The sequence below is a fragment of the Methylobacterium terrae genome (genome assembly GCF_003173755.1).
Taxonomy (GTDB): domain Bacteria; phylum Pseudomonadota; class Alphaproteobacteria; order Rhizobiales; family Beijerinckiaceae; genus Methylobacterium; species Methylobacterium terrae.
On sequence record NZ_CP029553.1, the window covers coordinates 5,302,295 to 5,324,813 of the forward strand.

The 22,519-nt window shown below is 71.9% G+C and carries 20 protein-coding genes and 2 tRNA genes; 6 read left to right on the forward strand and 16 right to left on the reverse strand.

The annotated features are described in order from the left end of the window. Nucleotides 1-162: 162 nt before the first annotated feature. A complete protein-coding gene (locus DK419_RS24455; protein ID WP_245442692.1) occupies nucleotides 163-1,293 on the reverse strand; it encodes an ABC transporter substrate-binding protein in 1,131 nt (376 codons plus the stop codon). Between the two features lie 209 nt (nucleotides 1,294-1,502). Further along, nucleotides 1,503-1,991 (reverse strand): META domain-containing protein, encoded by a 489-nt coding sequence (locus DK419_RS24460; protein WP_109962479.1) that lies wholly within the window; start codon nucleotides 1,989-1,991, stop codon nucleotides 1,503-1,505. Between the two features lie 255 nt (nucleotides 1,992-2,246). On the opposite strand from DK419_RS24460, the gene DK419_RS24465 reads away from it, so the two are divergent. Beyond that, the gene (locus DK419_RS24465; protein WP_245442694.1) at nucleotides 2,247-2,540 is read left to right on the forward strand and encodes a helix-turn-helix domain-containing protein; all 294 of its coding nucleotides are present in this window, start codon (nucleotides 2,247-2,249) and stop codon (nucleotides 2,538-2,540) included. A gap of 3 nt (nucleotides 2,541-2,543) precedes the next feature. Here DK419_RS24465 and DK419_RS24470 read toward each other — a convergent pair whose 3' ends face one another. The 6 genes from DK419_RS24470 to DK419_RS24500 all read right to left on the reverse strand — a co-directional run bounded on the left by DK419_RS24470 (nucleotide 2,544) and on the right by DK419_RS24500 (nucleotide 8,505). After that, on the reverse strand, nucleotides 2,544-3,446 hold the full coding sequence (locus tag DK419_RS24470) for an alpha/beta hydrolase (protein ID WP_109961397.1): 903 nt from the start codon (nucleotides 3,444-3,446) through the stop codon (nucleotides 2,544-2,546). A gap of 44 nt (nucleotides 3,447-3,490) precedes the next feature. Further along, complete coding sequence (locus DK419_RS24475) at nucleotides 3,491-4,723, reverse strand: NAD(P)/FAD-dependent oxidoreductase (protein WP_109961398.1); 1,233 nt, start codon at nucleotides 4,721-4,723, stop codon at nucleotides 3,491-3,493. A 34-nt stretch (nucleotides 4,724-4,757) separates the two neighbouring features. After that, nucleotides 4,758-5,771, reverse strand: a complete 1,014-nt coding sequence (locus DK419_RS24480; protein ID WP_109961399.1) for a zinc-dependent alcohol dehydrogenase family protein — start codon at nucleotides 5,769-5,771, stop codon at nucleotides 4,758-4,760. A 219-nt stretch (nucleotides 5,772-5,990) separates the two neighbouring features. Then, nucleotides 5,991-6,785 carry an ABC transporter ATP-binding protein gene (locus DK419_RS24490; RefSeq protein WP_109961400.1) on the reverse strand — a complete coding sequence of 265 codons (795 nt, stop codon included), beginning with the start codon at nucleotides 6,783-6,785 and terminating at the stop codon, nucleotides 5,991-5,993. Continuing rightward, nucleotides 6,785-7,561, reverse strand: a complete 777-nt coding sequence (locus DK419_RS24495; protein WP_162561391.1) for an ABC transporter permease — start codon at nucleotides 7,559-7,561, stop codon at nucleotides 6,785-6,787. The genes DK419_RS24490 and DK419_RS24495 overlap by 1 nt, the downstream gene beginning before the upstream one ends. A 2-nt stretch (nucleotides 7,562-7,563) precedes the next feature. Further along, complete coding sequence (locus tag DK419_RS24500) at nucleotides 7,564-8,505, reverse strand: ABC transporter substrate-binding protein (RefSeq protein WP_109961401.1); 942 nt, start codon at nucleotides 8,503-8,505, stop codon at nucleotides 7,564-7,566. 258 nt (nucleotides 8,506-8,763) lie between these two features. On the opposite strand from DK419_RS24500, the gene DK419_RS24505 reads away from it, so the two are divergent. The 3 genes from DK419_RS24505 (at nucleotide 8,764) to DK419_RS24515 (ending at nucleotide 13,560) form a co-directional block, all read left to right on the forward strand. Further along, complete coding sequence (locus DK419_RS24505) at nucleotides 8,764-9,774, forward strand: SDR family oxidoreductase (RefSeq protein ID WP_109961402.1); 1,011 nt, start codon at nucleotides 8,764-8,766, stop codon at nucleotides 9,772-9,774. A gap of 61 nt (nucleotides 9,775-9,835) precedes the next feature. Then, nucleotides 9,836-10,153, forward strand: coding sequence for a cupin domain-containing protein (locus DK419_RS24510; RefSeq protein ID WP_109961403.1), 318 nt, complete (start codon nucleotides 9,836-9,838; stop codon nucleotides 10,151-10,153). A gap of 173 nt (nucleotides 10,154-10,326) precedes the next feature. Continuing rightward, entirely contained in the window at nucleotides 10,327-13,560 is a 3,234-nt protein-coding gene (locus DK419_RS24515) for a PAS domain-containing protein (RefSeq protein ID WP_245442696.1), read from the forward strand. Between the two features lie 172 nt (nucleotides 13,561-13,732). Here DK419_RS24515 and DK419_RS24520 read toward each other — a convergent pair whose 3' ends face one another. The 3 genes from DK419_RS24520 to DK419_RS24530 all read right to left on the reverse strand — a co-directional run bounded on the left by DK419_RS24520 (nucleotide 13,733) and on the right by DK419_RS24530 (nucleotide 16,570). Beyond that, nucleotides 13,733-15,208 carry a carbohydrate porin gene (locus DK419_RS24520; protein ID WP_109961404.1) on the reverse strand — a complete coding sequence of 492 codons (1,476 nt, stop codon included), beginning with the start codon at nucleotides 15,206-15,208 and terminating at the stop codon, nucleotides 13,733-13,735. Nucleotides 15,209-15,215: 7 nt separating this feature from the next. After that, nucleotides 15,216-16,136, reverse strand: a complete 921-nt coding sequence (ppk2, locus tag DK419_RS24525) for a polyphosphate kinase 2 (RefSeq protein ID WP_109961405.1) — start codon at nucleotides 16,134-16,136, stop codon at nucleotides 15,216-15,218. A 170-nt stretch (nucleotides 16,137-16,306) separates the two neighbouring features. Further along, nucleotides 16,307-16,570, reverse strand: coding sequence for a hypothetical protein (locus DK419_RS24530; RefSeq protein WP_109961406.1), 264 nt, complete (start codon nucleotides 16,568-16,570; stop codon nucleotides 16,307-16,309). Between the two features lie 197 nt (nucleotides 16,571-16,767). On the opposite strand from DK419_RS24530, the gene DK419_RS24535 reads away from it, so the two are divergent. Both DK419_RS24535 and DK419_RS24540 read left to right on the forward strand, forming a co-directional pair. Continuing rightward, nucleotides 16,768-17,010: a hypothetical protein gene (locus DK419_RS24535; protein WP_109961407.1), complete on the forward strand. Its 243-nt coding sequence runs from the start codon at nucleotides 16,768-16,770 to the stop codon at nucleotides 17,008-17,010. A 177-nt stretch (nucleotides 17,011-17,187) separates the two neighbouring features. Further along, complete coding sequence (locus tag DK419_RS24540) at nucleotides 17,188-17,874, forward strand: sigma-70 family RNA polymerase sigma factor (protein ID WP_109961408.1); 687 nt, start codon at nucleotides 17,188-17,190, stop codon at nucleotides 17,872-17,874. 51 nt (nucleotides 17,875-17,925) lie between these two features. Here DK419_RS24540 and DK419_RS24545 read toward each other — a convergent pair. The 5 genes from DK419_RS24545 to DK419_RS24565 form a co-directional block, all read right to left on the reverse strand. Then, nucleotides 17,926-18,010: transfer RNA gene (locus DK419_RS24545), tRNA-Tyr, on the reverse strand. 163 nt (nucleotides 18,011-18,173) lie between these two features. Further along, nucleotides 18,174-18,258, reverse strand: a tRNA-Tyr gene (locus tag DK419_RS24550). A 127-nt stretch (nucleotides 18,259-18,385) separates the two neighbouring features. Beyond that, complete coding sequence (gene recJ, locus DK419_RS24555) at nucleotides 18,386-20,173, reverse strand: single-stranded-DNA-specific exonuclease RecJ (protein WP_208642384.1); 1,788 nt, start codon at nucleotides 20,171-20,173, stop codon at nucleotides 18,386-18,388. Between the two features lie 472 nt (nucleotides 20,174-20,645). Further along, on the reverse strand, nucleotides 20,646-22,049 hold the full coding sequence (locus tag DK419_RS24560; RefSeq protein WP_109961410.1) for an NAD(P)(+) transhydrogenase (Re/Si-specific) subunit beta: 1,404 nt from the start codon (nucleotides 22,047-22,049) through the stop codon (nucleotides 20,646-20,648). Between the two features lie 4 nt (nucleotides 22,050-22,053). Continuing rightward, entirely contained in the window at nucleotides 22,054-22,503 is a 450-nt protein-coding gene (locus DK419_RS24565; RefSeq protein WP_048432898.1) for a proton-translocating transhydrogenase family protein, read from the reverse strand. Between the last annotated feature and the right edge of the window lie 16 nt (nucleotides 22,504-22,519).

Sequence of the window (22,519 nt, forward strand, 5' to 3'; positions counted from 1 at the left end):
GATGACGAGGGTGCGACGTGGCCGATATCGCGCGGCGGGTCAATCGGTTGGGGGCGAGAGGCGTAGGCCGCATCGCGTGAAGACAGGGCGCGGGTCCCCCTCTCCCGTTTGGGAGAGGGGATCCCGCGATTTATCCTTGGAAAGTTCTGGAACGGCGCCCGCTTACTGCAGCAGCTGGAACTTGCCGTCCTTCATCACCAGCACCACCACGCCCGACGTATCGGCCGGGTCGCGGCTGTCGGAGAAGGAGAACGGGCCCATCACGCCGGTGTACTTCACCTTGATCAGCGCATCCTTGATCTTCTCAGGCTCCGGGGCGCCGGCCGCGTCGATCGCCTTGGCGACGATGAACAGGGTGTCGTAGGCCTGGGCCGCGAACTGGTCGGGCAGGTCGCCGCCGTACTTGGCCTTGAAGGCGTTGACGAAGGCCTGGTTGGCCGCGTCCGGCTTGCCGATGAACCACGGGCTGCCGACGAGGGTGCCGTCCGCCGCCTTGCCGGCGATGTCGCCGAGCTTGGGCGAGTTCAGGCCGTTGCCGCCGATGAAGAACACCTTCTCGGGAATGCCGAGCTGGCGCGCCTGGAGCTCGATGCCGGAGGCCGCCTCGACCAGCGCCGACAGCACGATCGCGTCGGGGTTCAGCGCCTTGATCTTGGTGAGCTGGGCCGAGAAGTCCGAATCCTTCGAGCCGAAGGTCTCGGTCGTCAGGGTCTCGATGCCGAGCTTCTCGAGCGAGGCCTTCATCACGTCGTAGGCCGACTTGGTGAAGGCGTCGTCGTTGCCGTACATCACGGCGACGCGCTTGATGCCGAACTTCGCCTGCGCGGTCTTCAGCGTGACCGGGATGACGTCGGATTCCGGCAGCGAGGTGCGGAAGACGTAGGGGCCGATCGCCGTGATGCCGTTGGCGGTCGTCGAGGTGCCGACGATCGGCACCTTGCGCTCGTTGGCGACGGGGCCGGCGGCGAACATCTCGTTCGAGAGGGTCGGCCCGAGGATCAGCGGAACCTTGTCGCGGCCGATGAGCTTGCGGGCGGCGTTGAGCGCCTGCTCCTTGGCGCCGGCCGAATCCTCGTAGACGAGGGCGAGCGGACGGCCGCCGAGCACGCCGCCGGCCTTGTTGATGTCGGTCAGCGCCAGGTCGAAGCCGCGCTGGATGGCGACCCCGTAGCGGCTGTTGGGACCGGTCAGGATCTCGATCGCGCCGAGCTTCACCGGCGACTTGTCCTGCGCCTGCGCGCCGGCCAGGCTGCTCCCGAGCAACGCCGCCGCGAGCAGCACTCTCCTCGACATCGACCGCATCCCGGTTCCTCCTCGCATCCGCTGTTTCTGCTTAGCCCGCGCCGATGCCGTGCCGCACGGAAGGATCGGCGCCGACGCTGGATCGAAGAGCGCCTTAAAGCACTGAGAGGCGGCGGTAAATCGATTCCGGTGCCCGTGCCCATGCGCGAACGGCCCCGCCACGAGGGCGAGGCCGTTCCGGCATGCTGCGAAAGGATGACTCAGAGCGCGCGGTCGAAGCGCAGCTCGCCGGCCTGGCTCTTGATCACGAGCTGCGAGCCCACGAGGTCCCACTGGCCCGAGGTGCGCAGCGCCGTCAGGAACTGCATCTCCGAGGCGCCGACCACCTTGTCGCAGCTGCGCTTGGTCAGGGCGAGCGGGCCGACCGCCAGGTGCTGCTCCTTGAGCGGGAAGGCGGTCGCCGCGAAGGTGTTGCAGCCGCCGAAGCCGCGGGCACGGTACTGCTTGTCGATGATGAAGCTCGGCCGCTCGGCGCCGGCGAACGGCTTGCCGTTGAGGCTCACCGCAGTCCAGGTCGAGTCGAGCGGGAAGACCTTCTCCTGGGCCTTCAGCGGCGGGATGTACTGAGGCGCATTGGCCTTGTCCCGGTTCTTCTGTCCGTAGCCCAGCATGTTCTGCGCCGAAGCCTGCGTGGCCGACGCCAACAGCGCGACGGCGCCGGCGGCCAGCGCAACCTGCATCGCCTTCATCGCATTCCCCATCCGTCTTGTCGTGTTGGTCGCGGACCCTAGAGAGGCACTCCCCGACCCGCAACCCTGGCGGCCGAAGCGGCAGCCCCGCATCGGCATCTTGCCGACGACTGTTGCAATTATGCGGCAAGCTTGGCCGTAATGTGGCACGACTCGCGAAAGCTTGCCGGTGTGGCAACGAAAGCGGAGCCTCGCCGTTAGCCAAGGCCTGTGCGCGGCGCAGGAGATCCATCGGCGAGCGAGGGACGGGTTTCAGTGAACGGCGGAGACGACATCACGGCGGCGCAGCTGCGCCGCGCGCGGGACCTGCTCGGCTGGTCCGAGGACGAGCTGGCGCTGCGCGCCAACGTCGACGCGGAGAGCATCCGCCAGTTCGAGGCCGGCCGCTACCCGCCCTCGCCCGAGCAGCGGGCCGCGCTCCGCGGCGCCCTCGTGGCCGCCGGCGTGGAGCTGACCGACGGCGCCTACCCGGATGCCCGGCTGCGCCCGGACGACGCGCCGGACAAGGGCATCCACCCGAGCGAGCTCACCACCGAGAACGACCGCTGAGCCTCACGGCGCGCCCTCGATGACGGCCGCGACCGCCTCGACCGTGCCCGGGGCGAGGGGTAGGCCCGGATCCCGGTAGGCGGCGATGTTCGCGGCTCGGTCGTCTGGGGCGACCGCCTTGAACACGTGGTTGGCCTCCGGCAGCAGGGCGAGGCGCGAGGCCGGGTTCGCCCGGTGCAGCGCCTCCGCGTCGGCCCGGCCGACCTGCAGGTCGCGCTCCCCCTGGAGGATCAGCACCGGCGCCCGCACCTCCGCGATCAGCGCCGCCGGATCGACCCGCATCAGGCTGATCAGGAAGCCCTGCACCTCGGGCCGGAACAACGAAAGCAGCACCGGACTCACGGCCTCCACCCGCTCGCCGCCCTCGAGCCGCGCCAGGATGGCAAGGGCCTCGTCCATGATGACGGCGTTGGCCGGGTTGGCGGCGAGCTGCTCGCGCAGGACCGCGCCGAGCGGGCGCCCTGGCACCGCCGCCAGGATCAGGCCGGCGAGGTCCGACATGCCGCCGGCGGCCGCCGCCAGGGCCACCAGCCCGCCCTCGCTGTGGCCGAGGAGCCAGACCGGTGCCGCCGCGTCGCGGGCGCGGATCGCCGCGATCCAGGCGCGGACGTCGTCGACGTAGTCGCCGAGGGTGACGGCGTTGGCGTCGGACGCCGCCGGCCGGCTTCCGTACATGCCGCGCTTGTCGATCCGTAGGGAGGCGATGCCGCGCGCGCCTAAAGCATCGGCGAGGAGCCGGTAGGTGCCGGCCGCCACCCCGCCCGGATTGTTGCCGTCACGGTCGGTCGGGCCGGAGCCCGGGACGATCAGGACGACCGGAGCGCCGGCGGAGGCCGGCTGCCAGGTTCCCTCGAGCAGCCCACCCGGCCCCCTCGCGTGGATCTCGATGGCTTGCGCAGACGCCATCACGCGCATCTCCGGTGAGACATGACGATGCCTAGCATCGCCCCTCAGCCGAGCGCCAGGGCCTTGAGGTCGAAGCCGGGATCTGCCGCCTGGTCCGGGGCCGGGTTCCGTCCCGCCTGGAGCAGGCGGCGGGCGATCATGTGGTCGGCCGGGCGGTTGAGCGATTCGACCCCGGCGAGGCGCCCGTCGCGGTAGCAGAACACCGAGACTCCGCCTGCCTCCGGATCGCCCCGGCGCACCGCGAGGTCGTGCGGCTGGCACAGGCCGGCGATCTGGAGCTTGAGCGGGCCCTGGTCGCTCCAGAACCACGGCACCGCCGTGAAGGCGGCGGGCCGGCCGGTGAGGCGGGCGGCGACGCAGCGGGCGCCGTCGACGGCGTTCTGGACCGACTCGATCCGCACCCGCGCGCCGTCCGCGTGGGGCGAGGGGAAGCTGGCGCCGTCGCCGATGCCTGAGATCGCCGGGTCCTCGGTGGCGAGCATCGCGTCGACGGCGATCCCGTTCTCGATCCGCAGACCCGCCGCCGCCGCGAGATCGGCGTTCGGCAGGACGCCGATGCCGACGAGGATTAGGTCGGCCGCGATCTCGCGCCCGTCCGCGAGGGCGACCGCCCGGGCGCGGTCTGGCCCGAGGATGGCGGAGACCCCGCTGCCGAACAGGAAGCGCACCCCGGCCGCGAGGTGGGAGGCCTCGATCAGGGCCGCCATGCCGGCGGAGACCGAGCGGGCGAGGGGGCGCTCCAGCCCCTCGATCACCGTGACGGACACACCCTTCCGGGCGCAGACCGCCGCGAATTCGAGGCCGATGAAGCCCGCGCCCACCACCGCGACCGCCTTCGCCCCGGCGAGCGCCGCCTTCAGGGCGTCGGCCTCGGCGAGCGTGCGCAACTGGTGCACGCCGGCGAGATCCGCGCCCGGCACCGGCAGCGGGCGGTTGCGCGATCCCGTCGCCAGGACGAGGTGGTCGTAGGCCAGCGCCTCCCCGGAGGCGAGGTGGAGGCGACGCCCCGCCCGGTCGATCGCGACCGCCCGCTCACCGGCGCGCAGGGCGAGGCGGTGCTCGGCGAAATACGCCTCCGGTCGCAGGGAGAGTCCCGCCGCGTCGGTCTTGCCGAGCATGTAGGCCTTCGACAGCGGCGGCCGGCCATAGGGCAGGCCCGGCTCGTCGCCGACGAGGGTCACCGGGCCGGCATAGCCGCTCTCCCGCAGGGAAGCCCCGAGCTGAAACCCGGCCTGGCCGGTGCCGACCACCACGATTCCGTTCATGGGCACGGGCATATCCCGGAAGCCGGGCCGCCGTCGAGCGTGGCCGTCACCAGGCGACGCAGAGCTTGCCGAAATGGCCCCCGCTCTCCTGATGGCGAAAGGCCGCGGGCAGTTCATCGAAGGTGTAGATGCGGTCGATGACCGGGCGGATCCCGGTGCGGTCGAGGGCCGCGACGTAGTCCTGCTGCTGGCGCCGGCTGCCGACGATCAGGCCCTGGAGCCGGGCCTGCTTGGCCATCAGCGCGGAGGTCGGCACCTCGCCGGCCCTCCCGGTGAGCACGCCGATGAGCGCGATGTGGCCGCCGACGCGGACCGCCTCGATCGACTGCGCCAGGGTGCCGGGCCCGCCGACCTCGACGACGTGGTCGACGCCGCGCCCGCCGGTCCAGTCGCGCACCTGCCGGCCCCAGTCGGGATGGGTGCGGTAATTGACCGTGTGGTCGGCGCCCAAGCCGCGCACCCGCTCGAGCTTGGCGTCGGACGAGGAGGTGACGATCACCGCCGCACCCGTCGCCTTGGCGATCTGCAGGGCCGCGATCGAGACGCCGCCGGTGCCGAGCGCCAGCACGGCGTCGCCGGCCTTCAGGCCGCCGTCGCCGACGAGGGCCCGCCACGCCGTGAGGCCCGCGGTGGTGATGGTGGCGGATTCGGCGTGGGTCCAGCCGCGCGGCGCGCGGGTGAAGGCGGAAGCGGACCGGACCGCGTGGGTGAGGGCGAACCCGTCGACGCCGTCGCCGGGCACCTGCGCGAAGTTGCCGACCGGGGCCTGGGGCAGCCCGTCGGCCCAGTGCGGGAAGAAGCAGGAGACCACGGCGTCGCCGGGCGCGAACTCGGTGACGCCCGCGCCGACCGCCTCGACGGTCCCGGCCCCGTCCGACATCAGGATCCGGCCGTCCGCCGCCAGGGAGCGCCCGCTCGCCACCAGCAGGTCGTGGAAGTTGAGCGAGGTCGCGTGGACCGCGACCCGGATCTCGCCGGGGCCGGGCTGCCCGGGATCGGGCCGCTCGGCGATCTCCAGGCGGTCGAGGCCGCCGGGCGCTCGGACGACGAAGGCCTTCATCCTGTCCTCCTGACCGGTCGCCGCCACGCGGGCGGCGGGGTTCGGGTGAGGGGACGGAGGTAGAACGGGGGACGAGGGATTCGAGGCGGGGGATGCGGATTTCGAGGCCGGCGCAGCGAGACCCACCCGGTTCGCGACTTCCTGTTCATTCCGGGGCGGCGCAGCGGAGCCCGGACTGAACAGGAGGGTGAGGGGATCGACGGGCGGGCCGAGCAGCGCTCAATGCTCGGTCGCCGCCAGCACCGCCTCGGCGCGGATCTCCTCGGTGAGCTGCGCCTTCAGCCGGGAGAATTCCGGGCTCGTCTTCACCGTGTAGTGGCGCGGATGGCCGAGATCGACCGCGACGTCGGCCTTGATGCGCCCGGGCCGGGCCGTCATCACGATCACCCGCGAGGCCATGAAGATCGCCTCCTCGATGTCGTGGGTGACGAAGATCACGGTCTTGCGCTCGCGCTCCCAGATGCCGAGCAGCAATTCCTGCATCAGCCCGCGGGTCTGGTTGTCGAGCGCGCCGAACGGCTCGTCGAGGAGCAGGATGGCGGGATCGTTGGCGAGCGCCCGGGCGATGGCGGTGCGCTGCTGCATGCCGCCCGAGAGCTGCTTGGGATAATGCCCCTCGAAGCCGCGCAGGCCGACCTTGTCGATGAAGGCCGCGACGATCTCGCGGCGTCGGCTGAGCGGCACGCCGCGCTCGCGCAGGCCGAAGCCGATATTCTCGGCGACCGTCAGCCATGGGAACAGGGTGTAGGACTGGAACACCATGCCCCGGTCCGGGCCGGGCCCGCGCACCTCGCGGCCCTCGACGAGGACCCGGCCCGCGCTCGGCCGGTCGAGCCCGGCGACGATGCGCAGCAGCGTCGACTTCCCGCAGCCGGAGGGGCCGAGGATGGTGATGAAGTCGTTCTTGGCGACGGTCAGGTCCGTGGGGCTGAGGGCCTGCACGGGCCTGGCGCCCCGGGTCCCCGGGAAGACCCGCGCCACGCCCTCGACCGCGACCTCGATGGTGTCCCGCATCAGGCGAGCTTCCAGGGAAACAGGAGCCGGTTGGCCGCCTTGAACAGGAAGTCCGAGACGAGGCCGATCAGCCCGATGACGATGATGCCGAAGATGATCTGGCCGGTGGCGAGGAGCGCCTGGCTCTCGATGATCATGTGGCCGATGCCCGACGAGGAGCCGATCAGCTCGGCGACGATGACGTAGGTCCAGGCCCAGCCGAGCACGAGGCGCAGGATCTCGGCGATCTCGGGCGCGGTCGCCGGCAGCAGCACCCGGCGGATGATGCCGGCGTCGCTCGCTCCCAGCGTGTAGGCCGCCTCGACGAGGTCGCGCCGGACGTTGCCGACCGCGACCGCGATCATCAGGATGAGCTGGAACACCGAGCCGATGAAGATGACGAGGAGCTTCTGCGTCTCGCCGATGCCGGCCCAGAGGATCAGCAGCGGCACGAAGGCCGAGGCCGGCAGGTAGCGGGCGAAGGACACGAACGGCTCGAAGAACGCCTCGACCGGCTTGTAGGCGCCCATCATCACGCCGAGCGGCACCGCGATCACGGTTGCGAGCAGGAAGCCGCCGAGCACCCGCCACACCGTGATGCCGATATCCGACAGGAAGTCGAACCGGGTCAGCAGCAGCCAGCCGTCCTGCACCATGGTGACGGGGTCGGCCAGGAAGGTCTTCGGCACCAGCCCGCCGAGGGTCGCGGCGGCCCAGGCCGCCACGAACAGCACGAAGAAGCCGAGGCCGAGAACGACCTTCGCCGGGCCGCCGACCGGTTGCAGCGGGCGCACCATGCTCACTGCACGAAGCGGGGATCGGCGAGGGCGGCGATATCGGGCTTCTGCCGGATCACGCCGATCTCGAGCAGCAGGTCGGCCGCCTGCTCGGAGAACTTCTGGTGCTCGCCGGCGAAGAACGCCTTGTTGGCGGCGCGGTCCTGCCAGCGCAGGAATTGCGCGGACTTGCCGAAGGCCTCGCCCGTCTGCTTCACGTCGGCGCCCATGATCTCGTAGGATTTCTGCGGATCCTTGGCGATCATGTCGAGCGCCTCGAAGTAGCTGTCGGCGAGCGCCTTCGCGGCCTTCGGGTTCTGGTCGAGGAATTCGGGGGTGCAGCCGAAGGTGTCCATCACCATCGGGTAGTCGAGGGTGGTGGCGATGATCTTGCCCGATTGCGGCGCGGCGCGCACCGACGACAGGTAGGGCTCGTAGGTCATCGCGGCGTCGTTCTGGCCGGCGATGAACGCTTGCGCGGCCGGCCCCGGCTCGAGGTTGACGACCTTCACGTCCTTGAGCGACAGGCCGTTGGCCTTGAGGATCCAGGCCAGCCCGAAATACGGCGCGGTGCCGGGCACGGACGCCGCGACCGTCTTGCCCTTCAGGTCCTTGATCGACGCGACGTCGTTGCGCACGGCCAGGCCGTCGGCGCCGTAGGACTTGTCGAGCTGGAAGATCTGCTTCGTCGGCACGCCGTTGGCGTTCCACGCCACCCAGGTCTCGACCGTGGTGGCGGCGCATTGCACGTCGCCGGAGCGGATGGCGAGGTGGCGGCTCGCCTGCGGGATCTTCTTCAGCGAGACGTCGAGGCCGTTCTTCTTGAAGATGCCGGCCTCCTTGGCCAGCGTCAGGGGGGCGAAGCCGGTCCAGCCCGAGAGGCCGACCGTGACCTTCGTCTCCTGCGCCTGGACCGGAAGCGCCAGCGCCAGCGCTCCCACCACCCCTGCGGCCAACGCCTTCATCGTCCCCTCCCTGCCGGGTCCCGTCCGCCAGGCCGTTCCGGCCGGGCGCTCCTCGCGAGACTCGCCTGGTCAGGCGCACCTGCCGAGGCGCACCTGCCAAGCCTTTCCTGTCGTACCGGCACGCGAGCTTTGTGTATAGACATAATAGCGGGCAGCCTGCCCGCGGATCCGGCACCGCACCATCTCTCGTGAGGCTCTGCACCCGAAACGCCCCGGGCGCGTTGTCGGGGCTGACGCAATGTCATCGGGAGCAGTCGCATGAGCGGGAATTCGCGCCCCACCGTGGTGGTGACCGGCGGCAGCGCCGGGGTCGGGCGCGCGGTCGCGGTCGCCTTCGGGCGCCGGGGCTGGAACGTCGGCATCGTGGCGCGGGGCCGGGCCGGGATCGCGGCGGCGGTCGAGGAGGTCCGGTCGGTCGGCGGAACGGCGCTCGGCTACCGCGCCGACGTCGCCGATCCGAAGGCGGTCGACCGGGCGGCGGACGCCTTCGTCGAGGAGTTCGGCGGCATCGACGTCTGGGTCAACAACGCGATGGTGACGGTCTACGCCGAGGTCGAGCAGATGTCGGCCGAGGAGTTCCAGCGCGTCACCGACGTCACCTATCTCGGCCAGGTCCACGGCACGCTCGCGGCGCTCCGCCACATGAAGGCGTCGGACCGCGGCACCATCGTGCATGTCGGCTCGGCGCTCGCCTACCGGTCGATCCCGCTGCAATCGGCCTATTGCGCCGCCAAGGCGGCGGTGCGCGGCTTCGTCGACAGCCTGCGCACCGAGCTGCTGCACCACCGGAGCCACATCCGCCTGACCATGGTGCAGCTGCCGGCGGTGAACACGCCGCAATTCGACTGGGCTCGCTCGCGCCTGCCGCGCAAGCTCGAGCCGGTGCCGCCGATCTTCCAGCCCGAGGCGATCGCCGAGGAGATCGTGCGCGCCGCCCACGACGCGCCGCGCGAGCTCTGGATCGGCACCCCGTCCTGGCTGGCGATCTTCGGCGCGCAGGCGGCCCCCGCCTTCACCGACCACTACCTCGCCCGCCACGGCTACCGGGGCGAGATGACGTCGCAGGCGGCGCAGAAGGGCCGACCCGACAACCTGTTCGATCCGGTCGACGCGAAGCGCGATCACGGCGCCCACGGCCGCTTCGACGCGCGGGCCAAGGGCAGCGTCGTCGCGGCCGATCCGATGTGGCTGCATATCGGGATCATCGCGGCGGCGGGCCTGATCGGCGGTGCGGCGCTCGCGGCGGCGCGGCGCGACGGGCCGCGCTGACGCCGGCTCGACAGGCGCCCGCCCGTCGTGCAGCCTGACCACCGTCGGAGGAGGGGACGGGATGCAGACGGGCGGCCTGGATTTCGCCGGGGAGTTCCATCGCCTGGCCGGGCGGGGTGAGCGCGAGAGCACGACCGTGCTCGGCGGCGTCGCGGTCCGGCTGGTGCGGGTGGCCGGCGGCGGCGAGGGGCGGTGGGACAGCCACAACCGGACGACGGAGACGGTCGTGGTCTGGAGCGGCGACTTCCGCGTCGAGTTCCGCGACCACACCGTCGATCTCGGCCCCGGCCAGTGCTGCGTGGTGGCGGTGGGGGCCGAGCACCGGGGGACCTCCCGGGGCGGCGCCGAGGTCGTGCTGTTCACCGCCGCGGGCGGCTGAGGATCGCCGCGCGGTCGGCGTGTCCGGGCGGGCCGGTCCGCGACCTGCGGCCCGGTGGCTGTGCGGCCGGGCGGCGCGTCGGCTTCCCGCATGACGGGTAAGACCTTGACTGTCAGCGCCTGACCCGCACCCATGCCGGTCCGATGCCCGTCGACCGAAGCCGTCCCCGCCGCATGCCCGAGAGCCCCGCCCCCGCCGTCCCGCCCTTCCTCGCCGGCGGCGGGCAGGTGGGCGCGATGATGCGCGCCCACGACTGGTCGGGCTCCGTCCTCGGCCGGCCGGAGGCCTGGCCGGCCTGCCTGCGCGCCACCGTGAGCCTGGTGCTGGGCTCGCGCTTCCCGATGTTCGTGGCGTTCGGGCCCGAGCTCGGCTTCCTCTACAACGACGCCTACGCGGAGATCCTCGGCGACAAGCATCCGGCGGCCCTGGGCCGGCGCTTCCGCGACATCTGGTCGGAGATCTGGCCGAACATCGCGCCGCTCGTCGACCGGGCGCTGTCCGGCGAGCCGACCTGGTCGGAGGACATGCCGCTCCTGATGAACCGGCGCGGCTACGACGAGCGGACCTGGTTCACCTTCTCCTACTCGCCGCTGCGGGACGAGGAGGACCGGACCGTCGGCATGTTCTGCGCCTGCACCGAGACGACCGGGCGGGTGCAGGCCGAGACCGGCCTGCGCGAGGCGGAGGCGCGCCTGCGCGCCCTGACCGACCACCTGCCGGGCGGCTACGTGTTCCAGATCGCCACGCCCCGCGAGGGCGGCAGGACGCCCGTCGGCGGCGCGGAGCGGCGCTTCCTCACCGTCTCGCAGGGCTTCGAGCGGATGACCGGCGTGCCGGCCGAGGCCGTGCTCGCCGACCCGGCCGCGGCCTACGACCTGATCCTGCCCGAGCACCGCGGGCGGATCGCCGAGGCCGAGGCGACGGCGATCCGCGACCTCTCGCCGTTCGACGTCGAGGCGCCGATGCGCCGGCCCGACGGCGCCCTCGTCCACACCCGCATCATCTCGGCGCCGCGCCTTGCCGACGGCCAGGTGATCTGGGACGGGCTGCACCTCGACGACACCGCGCGCCGGCAGGCCGAGGACCGCTTGCGCGAGAGCGAGGCGCGGCTGCGGCTGGCCACCGAGGCGGCGGAAGTCGGCCTGTGGGACGTCGACGTCGTCGCCGACACCCTGTTCTGGCCGGCCCGCGTGAAGGCGATGTTCGGGATCTCGCCCGACGTGCCGGTCTCGATGGCCGACTACTATGCCGGGCTCCATCCCGACGACCGCGAGGCCACCAGCGCCGCCTTCGCGGCCGCCCTCGATCCCGTGCGGCGCGCCCTCTACGACGTCGAGTACCGCACGGTCGGCAAGGAGGACGGGGTCGTCCGCTGGGTCGCCGCCAAGGGCCGCGGCCTGTTCCGGGGCGAGGCCTGCGTGCGGGTCGTCGGCACCGCGATCGACATCACGGCGCGCCGGCAGGCCGAGGCGGCCCTGCGCGACAGCGAAGCGCGGTTCCGCGTGCTCTCGCAGGTGCTGCCCAACTTCGTCTGGGCCACCGACGCGATCGGCCGCGCCACCTGGTTCAACGAGCGGATCTACGCCTATGCGGGCGTCGCGCCGGGGGCGCTCGACGCCGCGGGCTGGCAGGGCATCGTCCACCCGGAGGACCGGGAGCGGGCGGCGGCGCAGTGGCGCGGCGCGGTCGCGGGCGGCGTCTCCTACCAGTGCGAGTACCGCCTGCGGCGCGCCGACGGGGCCTATCGATGGTTCCTGGCCCGGGCGCAGCTGGTCCTGTCCGACGACGGCGCGGTGGCGCGCTGGGTCGGCACCAGCACCGACATCGACGACCAGAAGCGGGTGATGGCCGAGCTGGTGCGGTTCAACGAGACCCTGGAGCAGCGCGTCGCCGAGCGCACCGCCGAGCGCGACCGGGTCTGGCGCAACTCCCGCGACCTGCTCGCCGTGGTCGGTGCCGACGGCGTGTTCCGCTCGGTCAACCCGGCCTGGGAGACGATCCTCGGCCACGGCCCCGCCGAGATGGAGGGGCGCAGCTTCCTCGACTTCATCTGGCCGGAGGACGCGGCGGCGACGCAGGCGGCGCTCGACGGCGCCGCCTCGGCCCGCGACCTGACGAATTTCGAGAACCGCTACCGCCACCGCGACGGCACCCCGCGCTGGATCTCCTGGCACTCCTCGGCCGAGGGCGGCCTGATCTTCGGCTACGGCCGCGACGTCACCGCCGAGAAGGCGCAGGCGGCCGCCCTCGCCCAGGCCGAGGAGGCGCTGCGCCAGTCGCAGAAGCTCGAGGCGGTGGGCCAGCTCACCGGCGGCGTCGCCCACGACTTCAACAACCTGCTCACCATCATCCGCTCCTCGGTCGATTTCCTGCGCCGGCCGGACCTGCCGGAGGCGCGGCGAAACCGCTACCTCACGGCGGTCTCCGAGACGGTGGACCGCGCCGCCAAGCTGACCTCGCAGCTCCTCGCCTTCGCGCGCCGCCAGGCCCTGAAGCCCGAGACGCTCGATGTCGGCGCCAGCCTGCGGGTCGTCGCCGACCTCCTCGACACGGTGACGGGCGCCCGGATCACGGTGGCGACGGATGTGCCGGAGCACCCCTGCTTCGTGCGGGTGGATGCCAGCCAGTTCGAGACCGCCCTGGTCAACATGGCGGTGAACGCCCGCGACGCCATGGACGGCGCCGGCACGCTCACCCTGCGCCTGGCCTGCGGGATGACCCTGCCGCCGATCCGGGGCCATGCCGGGGCGGAGGGGCCCTTCGCGGCGATCTCGCTGCACGATACCGGCTCCGGGATCGCCCCCGACCTGCTGTCACGGGTGTTCGAGCCGTTCTTCACCACCAAGGAGGTCGGGCGGGGCACGGGCCTCGGGCTGTCCCAGGTCTTCGGCTTCGCCAAGCAGTCGGGCGGCAACGTCGCGGTCGAGAGCAGCCCCGGCCGGGGCACGACCTTCACGCTCTACCTGCCCGAGGTCGAGGCCGAGTTCGCCGCCGCACCGGAGGCGGAGGCCGCCCCGGTCGATCCCGGCGGCGTCGGCCAGCGGGTGCTCGTCGTCGAGGACAACCTCGAGGTCGGGCGGTTCGCCACCCAGATCCTGGAGGATCTCGGCTACGCCGCGACCTGGGCGGTCAACGCCGAGGACGCGCTCGACAAGCTCGGGCCCGACGGCGCCGGCTTCGACGTGGTGTTCTCCGACGTGGTCATGCCGGGCATGGGCGGGATCGCGCTCGCCCGGCTCCTGGCCCGGCGCCTGCCGCACCTGCCGGTGGTGCTCGCCTCCGGCTACAGCCACGTGCTGGCGCAGGAGAACGCCAACGGCTTCGAGCTCCTGCACAAGCCCTACTCGGCCGAGCAGGTCTCGCGCATCCTGCGCAAGGTCACGCGGCGCAGGCCGGCGCCGGCCTGAGACGCCCGTACCGCGAGGTCGCGCGGGGTCGCCGACGGCTCCGGACGAATTCTCGGCAATCGTTCTCGCGGGACGACCGCGTCGGAAACCGGCATCGGCTGGCCGGGGACGGTCGTCGCCGTGGCGGGCGATCCGGCCCGGAACCTGCGTTCCCCTCACCGAGCACCGACCGCTAATAGTTGATCGTCGCCCGCAATCCCATGACGGTCGCGTTCTTCAGCCGGCGTCCCGTGTCGTCGGCAAGCCCGCCCCCGGGACGCATCACATATTGCAGGTCCGGCTGCAGGGTGAATCCCGGCAGCACCTCGGCCTGGTAGGTCGCCTCGAGCACCACCTCGCTGCTGCGGATCGGGCCGGTGCCCTGGCCGAACCGGATGGTGTCGCGATCGAAGGCCCGGGCCGCCGGGGAGATGCGCGAGTAGATCACGCCCAGCGCCGCGGTGTCGTTGGGCCGGCCGGGCAGCAGGCCTTTGTAGGCGATGCCGCCGTCGAGGTAGAAGTCGATCAGGTTGCGGTCGCCCGGCACCTTCGACAGCCGCAGGAAGGCGCTGGCGCCCTCGTCCTCGGTGCCGGGCTCGCGATAGAGCGTCTGGTCGACGATGCCGTAGACGCCGCGGTCGCCGCGGAAGCGCCGGGCGATGCCGCTCGCCTCCGGATCGGCGAGGAGGCGGCCCGAGACGCCGTCGAGGCGCGGGCTGTCGAAGCCGCCGAGATGGTTCCAGCCGCCGAGCGTCGCGGTGCCGTGCAGGTTCTCAGCCCCCAGGTTCAGCGTGTAGGCATACGCGACCTCGCCGATCAGCAGGGGCGGGTCGGCGATCCGGAAGCTGGTGCCGGTGCGGTTGATGCGCTGGGAATCGGTGTCGTCGCCCCGCCGCATTCCCGCCGGATCGCCGTTGAAGATCGCGGCCTGGAACGACAGGCGCTCGTCGGGGACGTACTTCACCCGGACCGCCGGCGTGGCCAGCGGATAGATCGGGCCGCCGCTCGGCAGCACCACGGCGCCGATATTCGGCCATCCGAAGCCGGCATTGAAGAACACCACCGCGGATTGCGCGATGGCGAACTCGGTGTCGGCCGAGACCTGGCCCAGCTTGATCGAGAGCGTGTCGTCGAACAGGCGCTGCTCCAGCCACAGCTCGAACAGCCGCGTCGCGGGCAGGGCCTCGATGCCGCTCACCGTCGTCAGGTTGTTGACGTAGGAGCGGGACATGCCGTGGCCGTGGATCTGGAAGAAGTCGGTGTGGAACCTCGCCCCGGTCCAGCCGGCGAGCTTGTCGAGGTCGACGTCGAGGGAGGTGTCGAGGCGCCCGCCGTAAGTGGCGCCGCGCCTCAGGCCCCCGCGCAGGTTGCCGAGCGCCTCGCCGATATACGTGATGGTGGTGGTGATGCCGCGCTCGGCGAGATAGGCGCGCAGGCCGAACGGGTCGCCGTAGGAGCCGAGCGACGACTGGATCGAGCCGCCGATCGTCACCGAAACCTGATCGGAGGTCCGCGCCTGGGCGATGGCGGTCTGGGGATCGCCGCCGGCGCCGGTCAGGGGAAAGCGGGCGAGGATCGGCAGGGTCGGGGCAGGGGTCTGCTGCGCGGCGGCCCCGCCGGCGGCGAGGACGAGGACGGAGATCGCCGCCGCGCGCGAGACCCCGCCCATGCGCCGCTCAGTACCGCGCCGGCACGTACATCTCGGCCGGGATCGGGCCGCGGACGTAGTCGGGGTTGCGCACCCGCTCGGGCAGGTGGACGGGCGGACGCTCGACGGTGCCGTAGGGCACCTGCGTGAGCAGGTGGCTGATGCAGTTGAGGCGGGCGCGCGGCTTGTCGACGGCGTCGACCACCCACCACGGCGCCTCCGGGATGTGGGTGCGGGCCAGCATGTCCTCCTTGGCCCGGGTGTAGCTCTCCCAGCGCCGGCGCGACTCGACGTCCATCGGGCTGAGCTTCCACTGCTTGAGGGGGTCGCGGATGCGCATCTCGAAGCGGTGGGCCTGCTCGGCGTCGGTGATCGAGAACCAGTACTTCACCAGGACGATCCCCGAGCGCACCAGCATGCGCTCGAATTCGGGCACCGAGCGGAAGAACTCCTCCACCTCCGCCTCCGAGCAGAAGCCCATGACGCGCTCGACGCCGGCCCGGTTGTACCAGGAGCGGTCGAACAGCACCATCTCGCCCCCGGTCGGCAGGTGGCTGACGTAGCGCTGGAAGTACCACTGGCCGCGCTCGCGCTCGCTCGGGGCGGGGAGGGCGGCGACGCGGCAGACCCGGGGGTTGAGGCGCTGGGTGATGCGCTTGATCACGCCGCCCTTGCCGGCGGAATCGCGCCCCTCGAACAGCACCACGACCTTGAGCCCCTGGGTGTGGACCCAGTCCTGGAGCCGGACCAGCTCGTGCTGCAGGCGCAGCAGCTCGCGGAAGTAGAGCCGGCGGTCGAGCGCCGGGCCGGCGCCCTCGGGCGGCGGGACGAGGCCGGCGAGGCGCTCCTCCTCGATCTCGAGCTCCAGCTCCTCGTCGTAGGCCTCGGCGATCTCGCGCCGCAGCGCCTCGATCACCGCCGATTGCCGCGATGCCTCGAACTCGCTCATGGTCGCCCCCGTCCTTCTCCCGTCACCGGTGCCGCCTTGAAGCAGCGGCCCATGACACCCGTGAGAAGACGCACCCGTGAGAAGACGCACCCGTGAGAGGACACGCGCGTGAGACGACCGGGTGAGGCCAGGCAGGGCCACGGCGCGGCGTCGCGCCGTGGCCTTCTCGGTTAGCGGCGGGTCGGGGAGCCGGTGCTGCCGGACTTCATGTCGCCGGTGCCGCGCGAGGTCGTCCCGGTCGTGTCGGACTTCATCTCGTGGCCCGGCGCGTAGCCTGACGCGCCGGGGCTGCCCTTCCGGCTGCCCCGGTCCTGCATCTCGTGGCCGGGCGAGCGGGCGGAGGCCCCGTACTGCCCGGCCGCCGAAGCGCCGCCGAGCCAAGCGCCGCCAACGAGCGTCGTCGCGGCCAGCAGGGTGATCGTGATCTGCTTCATGGCGGTCTCCCGTCGAAGATGGCCAGGAACGGCATGCCCGACGAAGTGGTTCCGCGGCATCTCCGTGCCGTCCCGCAATGATTTGGAAACGAAAGCTCTCGAGCGCGGGGCTGGAGATTGTGGAACGGTTTTCACGGCGGCGCCGTTGCTGGCGTCATTCGATCCGCATTTGACGCGATTCCGATGGAGATGTGCCGATGCGCAGGACCGTTCTTCCTCTCGCCTTCACCGCCCTGGCCGCGGCCGGCCTCCTCAGCGCCACCACGGCGGCCCAGGCCGATCCGCCCTGGGCCCGCGGCGGCTACGGCGAGGTCCGCGGCGGGCCGCCGTCCTGGGCGCCGGCGCATGGCTGGCGCCGCAAGGTCGAGCGCCGGGGCGACGACCGGCCCTACCGGGCGATGCGCTACCGGGAGGAGGGGCGCTCCTATGACCGATACTGAGCCGGCGACGCCGCGCGGGATCAGGCCCGGCCGCACCCGGCCGGGTCCCCTGCGCCGGCGCGGCGAGACCCGCGAGGGTTCCGGCTTCGTCGAGCACCGGCCGAGCTTCTATTGCCATCGACATTCGAACCGTTAAAAAGAGAGAATTCCGTCGCAATCAGGGGCTCTCTCGCGACAATGAAGACCGACTCGACCGCGCTCCCGTCCGAATTGCCCCAGCCCTCCGGCGCGCTTCCCGCCCACATCATCCAAGATCATCTCAGGCAGCCCCTGCAGGAGTACTTCCGGACCACTGACCAGGCTGTGCTGCCGGCGCGGCTCGCCGAGCTTCTGACCCGTTTCGAGGCAGCCCTGGCGGCGCGGGGCGAAGCGATCAGCTTCGACTTCCGTAACGCTTTGATGACGGCCCTGCCGGCCCTGCGCACCTTCGGCCTCTCGCTCTCGCACGACGTGGTGCGGGCCGACGACCTGGTTCAGGAAACCTGCGCCCGGGCCTGGGCCAACCAGCACCGGTTCCAGGCCGGCACGAACTTCACCGCCTGGCTGTTCACGATCATGCGCAACCAGTTCTACACGGAACTGCGGAAGGGGCGCCGGGAAGTCGAGGACAGCGACGGCCTGCTGGCGGGCCAACTGGCCGCGCCGGCCGACCAGGACCATGCCAGCACCCTGCGGGTGGTCCAGGAGCGGATGCAGGCCCTGCCGGAGGCCCAGCGCCAGGCGCTGCTGCTGATCGGCGCCGAGGGCTACACCTACGAGGAGGCGGCGGTCCGGCTCGGCTGCCAGGTCGGCACGGTGAAGAGCCGGGTGAGCCGGGCGCGGGCGTCCCTGCTGGCGGCCCTGGGCGAGGTGACGGAGCAATGACCCGCTGGCGCGGCATCCTCGCGGCCCGTTGCGATCATGAAGAGGAGGAGATGGTGGGGGAAGTAGGACTCGAACCTACGAAGGCATAGCCAGCGGATTTACAGTCCGCCCCCTTTGCCGCTCGGGACATTCCCCCACGCTGCCGTCGCCGGCAGGGGCCGCCGCGTCGGCGGCGGGTCCTTATGGTGGGGAGGCCTGCACCTGTCAAGGTGAGCACAACCCCAGCGATTCCCGTTACGGAGGCCTCGCGGCACCGTGATCACGGGACGAAGATCATGAAACGAAACTGTAAGATGAAGTGGTGGGGGAAGTAGGACTCGAACCTACGAAGGCATAGCCAGCGGATTTACAGTCCGCCCCCTTTGCCGCTCGGGACATTCCCCCACGCTGCCGTCACCGGCAGGGGCCGCCTGTCGGCGACGGGGCCCTTATGGTGGGGCGGCCGGGGGGTGTCAAGCCGGATACGGACCCGGTTCGCCCGGCAAAATTCCGGCGGCGCGCGGGTTGTCCGTCAGTCGGCCTCCGCCACGTCGCACAGCCGCAGCTCGACCCGGTCGGCCCCGCGCCAGCGGTCGCGGGAGAGGGTGCCGGCGGCGTGGACGTCGCGGCCGATATGCGAGAGCAGGAGCCGCCCGACCGGCGATTCCGCCGCCCGGAACGCGATGGCGCCGACCGCGACGCCGTCCCGGCCGCGCAGCTGCGCCTTGACGTGGCCGGTGCCGACGACGCGCGCATCGGCGACGCGGTGGCGGGCCAGCGCGAAGACCGGCTCCGGCGCGCCCTGGCCGAACGGGCCGGCCCGCTCGACGGCGTCGGCCAGGTCCGGCTGCACGCCGCCGGCGGAGACGAGGCCGTCGACGAGCAGCGCCTCGCCGAGGCGCGCCTCGGCCACGGAGGCCGCGAGGTCGCCCGACAGCGCCTCGCGAAACCGGTCGAGGTCGAGGGCGGCGAGCGTCACGCCCGCCGCCATGGCGTGGCCGCCGCCCTTGGCGGCGAGCCCGGCCTCGACGCAGGCCCGGACCGCGCGGCCGAGATCGGCGCCCGGGATCGAGCGGCCCGAGCCCGTGGCGGTGCCGTCCTGGCGCAGCGCGAAGGCGAAGGCCGGGCGGCCGAAGCGCTCCTTGAGGCGGGCCGCGATCAGCCCGACGACGCCCGGGTGCCAGTCCGGGCTGCCGGCGACGAGGACCGGCTGGTCGGGGTCGCGCTCGAGGCGCATCCCCATCTCGGCCTCGGCCTCGGCGACGGCAGCGGCCTCGATCGCCTGGCGCTCGCGGTTGAGCGCGTCGAGTTGCGCCGCGATGCCGGCGGCCTCGATCGGGTCCTCGCAGAGCAGGAGGCGGGCACCCAGCGTCGAATCGCCGATGCGCCCGCCGGCATTGATGCGGGGTCCGAGCAGGAAGCCGAGATGCCAGGCCTGCGGCGTCTCGGAGAGGCCGGCCGCGTCGAGGAGGGCGGCGAGGCCCCGCCGGCCGCGGCCGCGCATCACGGCGAGGCCCTGGCGCACGAAGGCGCGGTTGAGGCCGTGGAGCGGCACCACGTCGGCGATGGTGGCGAGCGCCACGAGGTCGAGCCCGGCCATCAGGTCGGGGATCGCGAGGCCGTCGCGGCGCAGGCGCCGGTTGAGCGCCACCAGCGTCAGGAAGACCACGCCGGCGGCGCAGAGATGACCGAGGCCCGAGAGGTCGTCGAGGCGGTTCGGGTTCACGACGGCGCGGGCCTGCGGGAGCACCTCGGGGGCGCCGTGATGGTCGAGCACCACCACGTCCATCCCGAGGCGGCCGGCCTCGGCGAGCGGCTCGTGCCCGGCGGTGCCGCAATCGACGGTGACGAGGAGCGTCGCGCCCTCCTCGGCCAGCATCCTGACCGCTGCGACGTTGGGGCCGTACCCTTCCGTGATGCGGTCGGGGATGTGGAGCCGGTAGGGTACGCCGAGGTCGCGCAGCGCGCTCGCCAGGAGCGCGGCGCTCGCCGCGCCGTCGACGTCGTAGTCGCCGAAGATCGCGACCCGCTCGCGCGTCTGGATCGCGGCGGCCAGCCGGTCGGCCGCCGCCTCCATGTCGACCAGCACGGCGGGGTCGGGCATCAGGTCGCGCAGGCGCGGCTCGAGGAAGCCCGGCACGGCGTGGAGGTCGACCCCGCGGCCGGCGAGCACCCGGGCCAGCACCTCCGGCAGGCCGTGCCCCTGCGCGATGGCGACCGCGAGCCCTTGCGCCTGCGCCGAGGCGCAGCGCTCGTGCCAGGGCCGCCCGAGGGCGGAGCGGTGAACGTCGAGGAGCGGGCGGGGCAGGTCGAGGAGCATGGACACGGGGCGGAGTGTAGCGGGATTCGCGGGTGCGCGCTGCCGCAGCCGGGCGACAGTGGGGGCGTTCGCTCTCTGATGGCGGCGCGTGAGAGCCCTCGCCCGCAGGAGGCAGGGCTGTCCGGGGAAAACCACCTTTAAAAACAAAGCGCGGGATCCCCTCTCCCGAGTGGGAGAGGGGTAGGGGTGAGGGTGGCGCGCTTCCGTGTGAAGCTGAAACCATTGAGCTGCGCAGCTCGACGGTCCTGGTTCATTGCGGAACCCGAGCCACCCTGCGCGATCTTCGATCGCCCCGACCCCTCTCCCACACGGGAGAGGGGAGGCGCCTCTTCTTTTCCCCGGACAGCTCTGCTGCAGAGGGGGGGAGGGTTCACCCGCGCGACCCCTTGAACGCGAAAAGCGGGGCACGAGGCCCCGCTTTCCCGGTCCGGAGCAGAGCGCTCCGGCAGATCGTGCCCTCGCGGGCCGACCGTCAGAAGTTCTTGACGATCTCGTCGACCACCTTCTTGGCGTCGCCGAACAGCATCATGGTGTTGTCGCGGAAGAACACCTCGTTCTCGACGCCGGCATAGCCTGAGCCCATGCCGCGCTTGATGAACAGCACGGTCTTCGCCCGCTCCACGTCGAGGATCGGCATGCCGTAGATCGGCGATTGCGGATCGGTCTTGGCGGCCGGGTTGGTGACGTCGTTGGCGCCGATCACGAAGGCCACGTCGGCCTGCGGGAACTCGCCGTTGATGTCCTCCAGCTCGTGCACCTCGTCGTAGGGCACGTTGGCCTCGGCGAGCAGCACGTTCATGTGGCCCGGCATGCGGCCCGCCACCGGGTGGATGGCGTACTTCACGTCGACGCCGGCCTTCTTGAGCTGGTCGGCCATCTCGCGGAGGGAGTGCTGGGCCTGCGCCACCGCCATGCCGTAGCCCGGCACGATGATGACCTTCTCGGCGTTCTTCATGATGAAGGCCGCGTCGTCGGCCGAGCCCTGCTTGACCGGCCGGGTCTCGACCTGGCCGCCACCGGCGCCGGCCGCCGCGGCGTCGCCGCCGAAGCCACCGAGGATCACCGAGATGAACGAGCGGTTCATCGCGTGGCACATGATGTAGGACAGGATCGCGCCGGACGACCCCACCAGCGCGCCGGTGATGATCAGCGCGAGGTTGCCGAGCGTGAAGCCGATGCCCGCGGCCGCCCAGCCCGAGTACGAGTTGAGCATCGAGACTACGACCGGCATGTCCGCGCCGCCGATCGGGATGATCAGGAGGCCGCCGAGCACGAAGGACAGGATCACGATCAGCCAGAACAGCACCTTGCTGCCGCCGCCGATGAAGCCGGCGAGGAGCGCCACCAGCACGATGGCGAGCACGATGTTGATGGCGTGGCGCTGCGGCAGCATGATCGGCTTGCCCGACATGCGGCCGTCGAGCTTCAGGAACGCGATCACCGAGCCGGTGAAGGTGATGGCGCCGATGGCGACACCGAGCCCCATCTCGAACAGCGACTGCTTGTGGATGGCGCCGTTCTCGATGATGCCGAAGGCCTGCGGCGCGTAGAGGGCGCCGGCCGCCACCGCGACGGCCGCGAGGCCGACGAGGGAGTGGAAGGCCGCGACGAGCTGGGGCATCGCCGTCATCGGCACGCGCTTGGCGATCACCGCACCGGCGCCGCCGCCGATGCCGAGGCCGAGCAGCACCAGGAACCACGCCCCGACGCCGGACGGCGCGTGGCCGACCAGCGTCGTTAGGATGGCGATGCCCATGCCGATCATGCCGTACAGGTTGCCCTGCCGGGAGGTGGTCGGGTGGGACAGGCCCCGCAGCGCCAGGATGAACAGGACGCCGGAGACGAGGTAGAGGAGCGAGGAGACGTTCTCCGACATCGCCTCAGGCCTTCTTCTTGTACATGCTGAGCATGCGCTGGGTGACGAGGAAGCCGCCGAAGATGTTCACGCTGGCGAAGACCAGGCCGATGAACCCGAAGAAGCGGGCCCAGCCGGTGCCCTTCTCGATCAGCGGCACGCCGACGGCGAGGAGCGCACCGACCACGATCACCGAGGAGATCGCGTTGGTGACGGACATCAGCGGGGTGTGGAGGGCCGGGGTCACCGACCAGACCACGTAGTAGCCGACGAAGATCGCCAGCACGAAGATCGCGAGGCGGAACACGGTCGGGTCGATGGCGCCGTGGGTCGCGGCGGCGACGCCGTGGCCGACGCTGTCGGCGATGATCGCCGCCTGGTCGGCGGCGCGGGCGGCGATGTCGGCCGCGTTGCGGGCGGCGGCGGCGGCGGCGCGCGCCTGCTCGGCCGCCTGGTCGGGGGGAAGGGTAGCCATGAGGTCTCCTCCGATT

Excerpts from the sequence above, each read along its gene's own strand:
- DK419_RS24455 (WP_245442692.1), bottom strand. The coding sequence starts at position 1,293 with ATGTCGAGGAGAGTGCTGCTCGCGGCGGCGTTGCTCGGGAGCAGCCTG.
- DK419_RS24460 (WP_109962479.1), bottom strand. The coding sequence starts at position 1,991 with ATGAAGGCGATGCAGGTTGCGCTGGCCGCCGGCGCCGTCGCGCTGTTG.
- DK419_RS24470 (WP_109961397.1), bottom strand. The coding sequence starts at position 3,446 with ATGGCGTCTGCGCAAGCCATCGAGATCCACGCGAGGGGGCCGGGTGGG.
- DK419_RS24475 (WP_109961398.1), bottom strand. The coding sequence starts at position 4,723 with ATGCCCGTGCCCATGAACGGAATCGTGGTGGTCGGCACCGGCCAGGCC.
- DK419_RS24480 (WP_109961399.1), bottom strand. The coding sequence starts at position 5,771 with ATGAAGGCCTTCGTCGTCCGAGCGCCCGGCGGCCTCGACCGCCTGGAG.
- DK419_RS24490 (WP_109961400.1), bottom strand. The coding sequence starts at position 6,785 with ATGCGGGACACCATCGAGGTCGCGGTCGAGGGCGTGGCGCGGGTCTTC.
- DK419_RS24495 (WP_162561391.1), bottom strand. The coding sequence starts at position 7,561 with ATGGTGCGCCCGCTGCAACCGGTCGGCGGCCCGGCGAAGGTCGTTCTC.
- DK419_RS24500 (WP_109961401.1), bottom strand. The coding sequence starts at position 8,505 with ATGAAGGCGTTGGCCGCAGGGGTGGTGGGAGCGCTGGCGCTGGCGCTT.
- DK419_RS24505 (WP_109961402.1), top strand. The coding sequence starts at position 8,764 with ATGAGCGGGAATTCGCGCCCCACCGTGGTGGTGACCGGCGGCAGCGCC.
- DK419_RS24510 (WP_109961403.1), top strand. The coding sequence starts at position 9,836 with ATGCAGACGGGCGGCCTGGATTTCGCCGGGGAGTTCCATCGCCTGGCC.
- DK419_RS24515 (WP_245442696.1), top strand. The coding sequence starts at position 10,327 with ATGCCCGAGAGCCCCGCCCCCGCCGTCCCGCCCTTCCTCGCCGGCGGC.
- DK419_RS24520 (WP_109961404.1), bottom strand. The coding sequence starts at position 15,208 with ATGGGCGGGGTCTCGCGCGCGGCGGCGATCTCCGTCCTCGTCCTCGCC.
- ppk2 (WP_109961405.1), bottom strand. The coding sequence starts at position 16,136 with ATGAGCGAGTTCGAGGCATCGCGGCAATCGGCGGTGATCGAGGCGCTG.
- DK419_RS24530 (WP_109961406.1), bottom strand. The coding sequence starts at position 16,570 with ATGAAGCAGATCACGATCACCCTGCTGGCCGCGACGACGCTCGTTGGC.
- DK419_RS24535 (WP_109961407.1), top strand. The coding sequence starts at position 16,768 with ATGCGCAGGACCGTTCTTCCTCTCGCCTTCACCGCCCTGGCCGCGGCC.
- DK419_RS24540 (WP_109961408.1), top strand. The coding sequence starts at position 17,188 with ATGAAGACCGACTCGACCGCGCTCCCGTCCGAATTGCCCCAGCCCTCC.
- recJ (WP_208642384.1), bottom strand. The coding sequence starts at position 20,173 with ATGCTCCTCGACCTGCCCCGCCCGCTCCTCGACGTTCACCGCTCCGCC.
- DK419_RS24560 (WP_109961410.1), bottom strand. The coding sequence starts at position 22,049 with ATGTCGGAGAACGTCTCCTCGCTCCTCTACCTCGTCTCCGGCGTCCTG.
- DK419_RS24565 (WP_048432898.1), bottom strand. The coding sequence starts at position 22,503 with ATGGCTACCCTTCCCCCCGACCAGGCGGCCGAGCAGGCGCGCGCCGCC.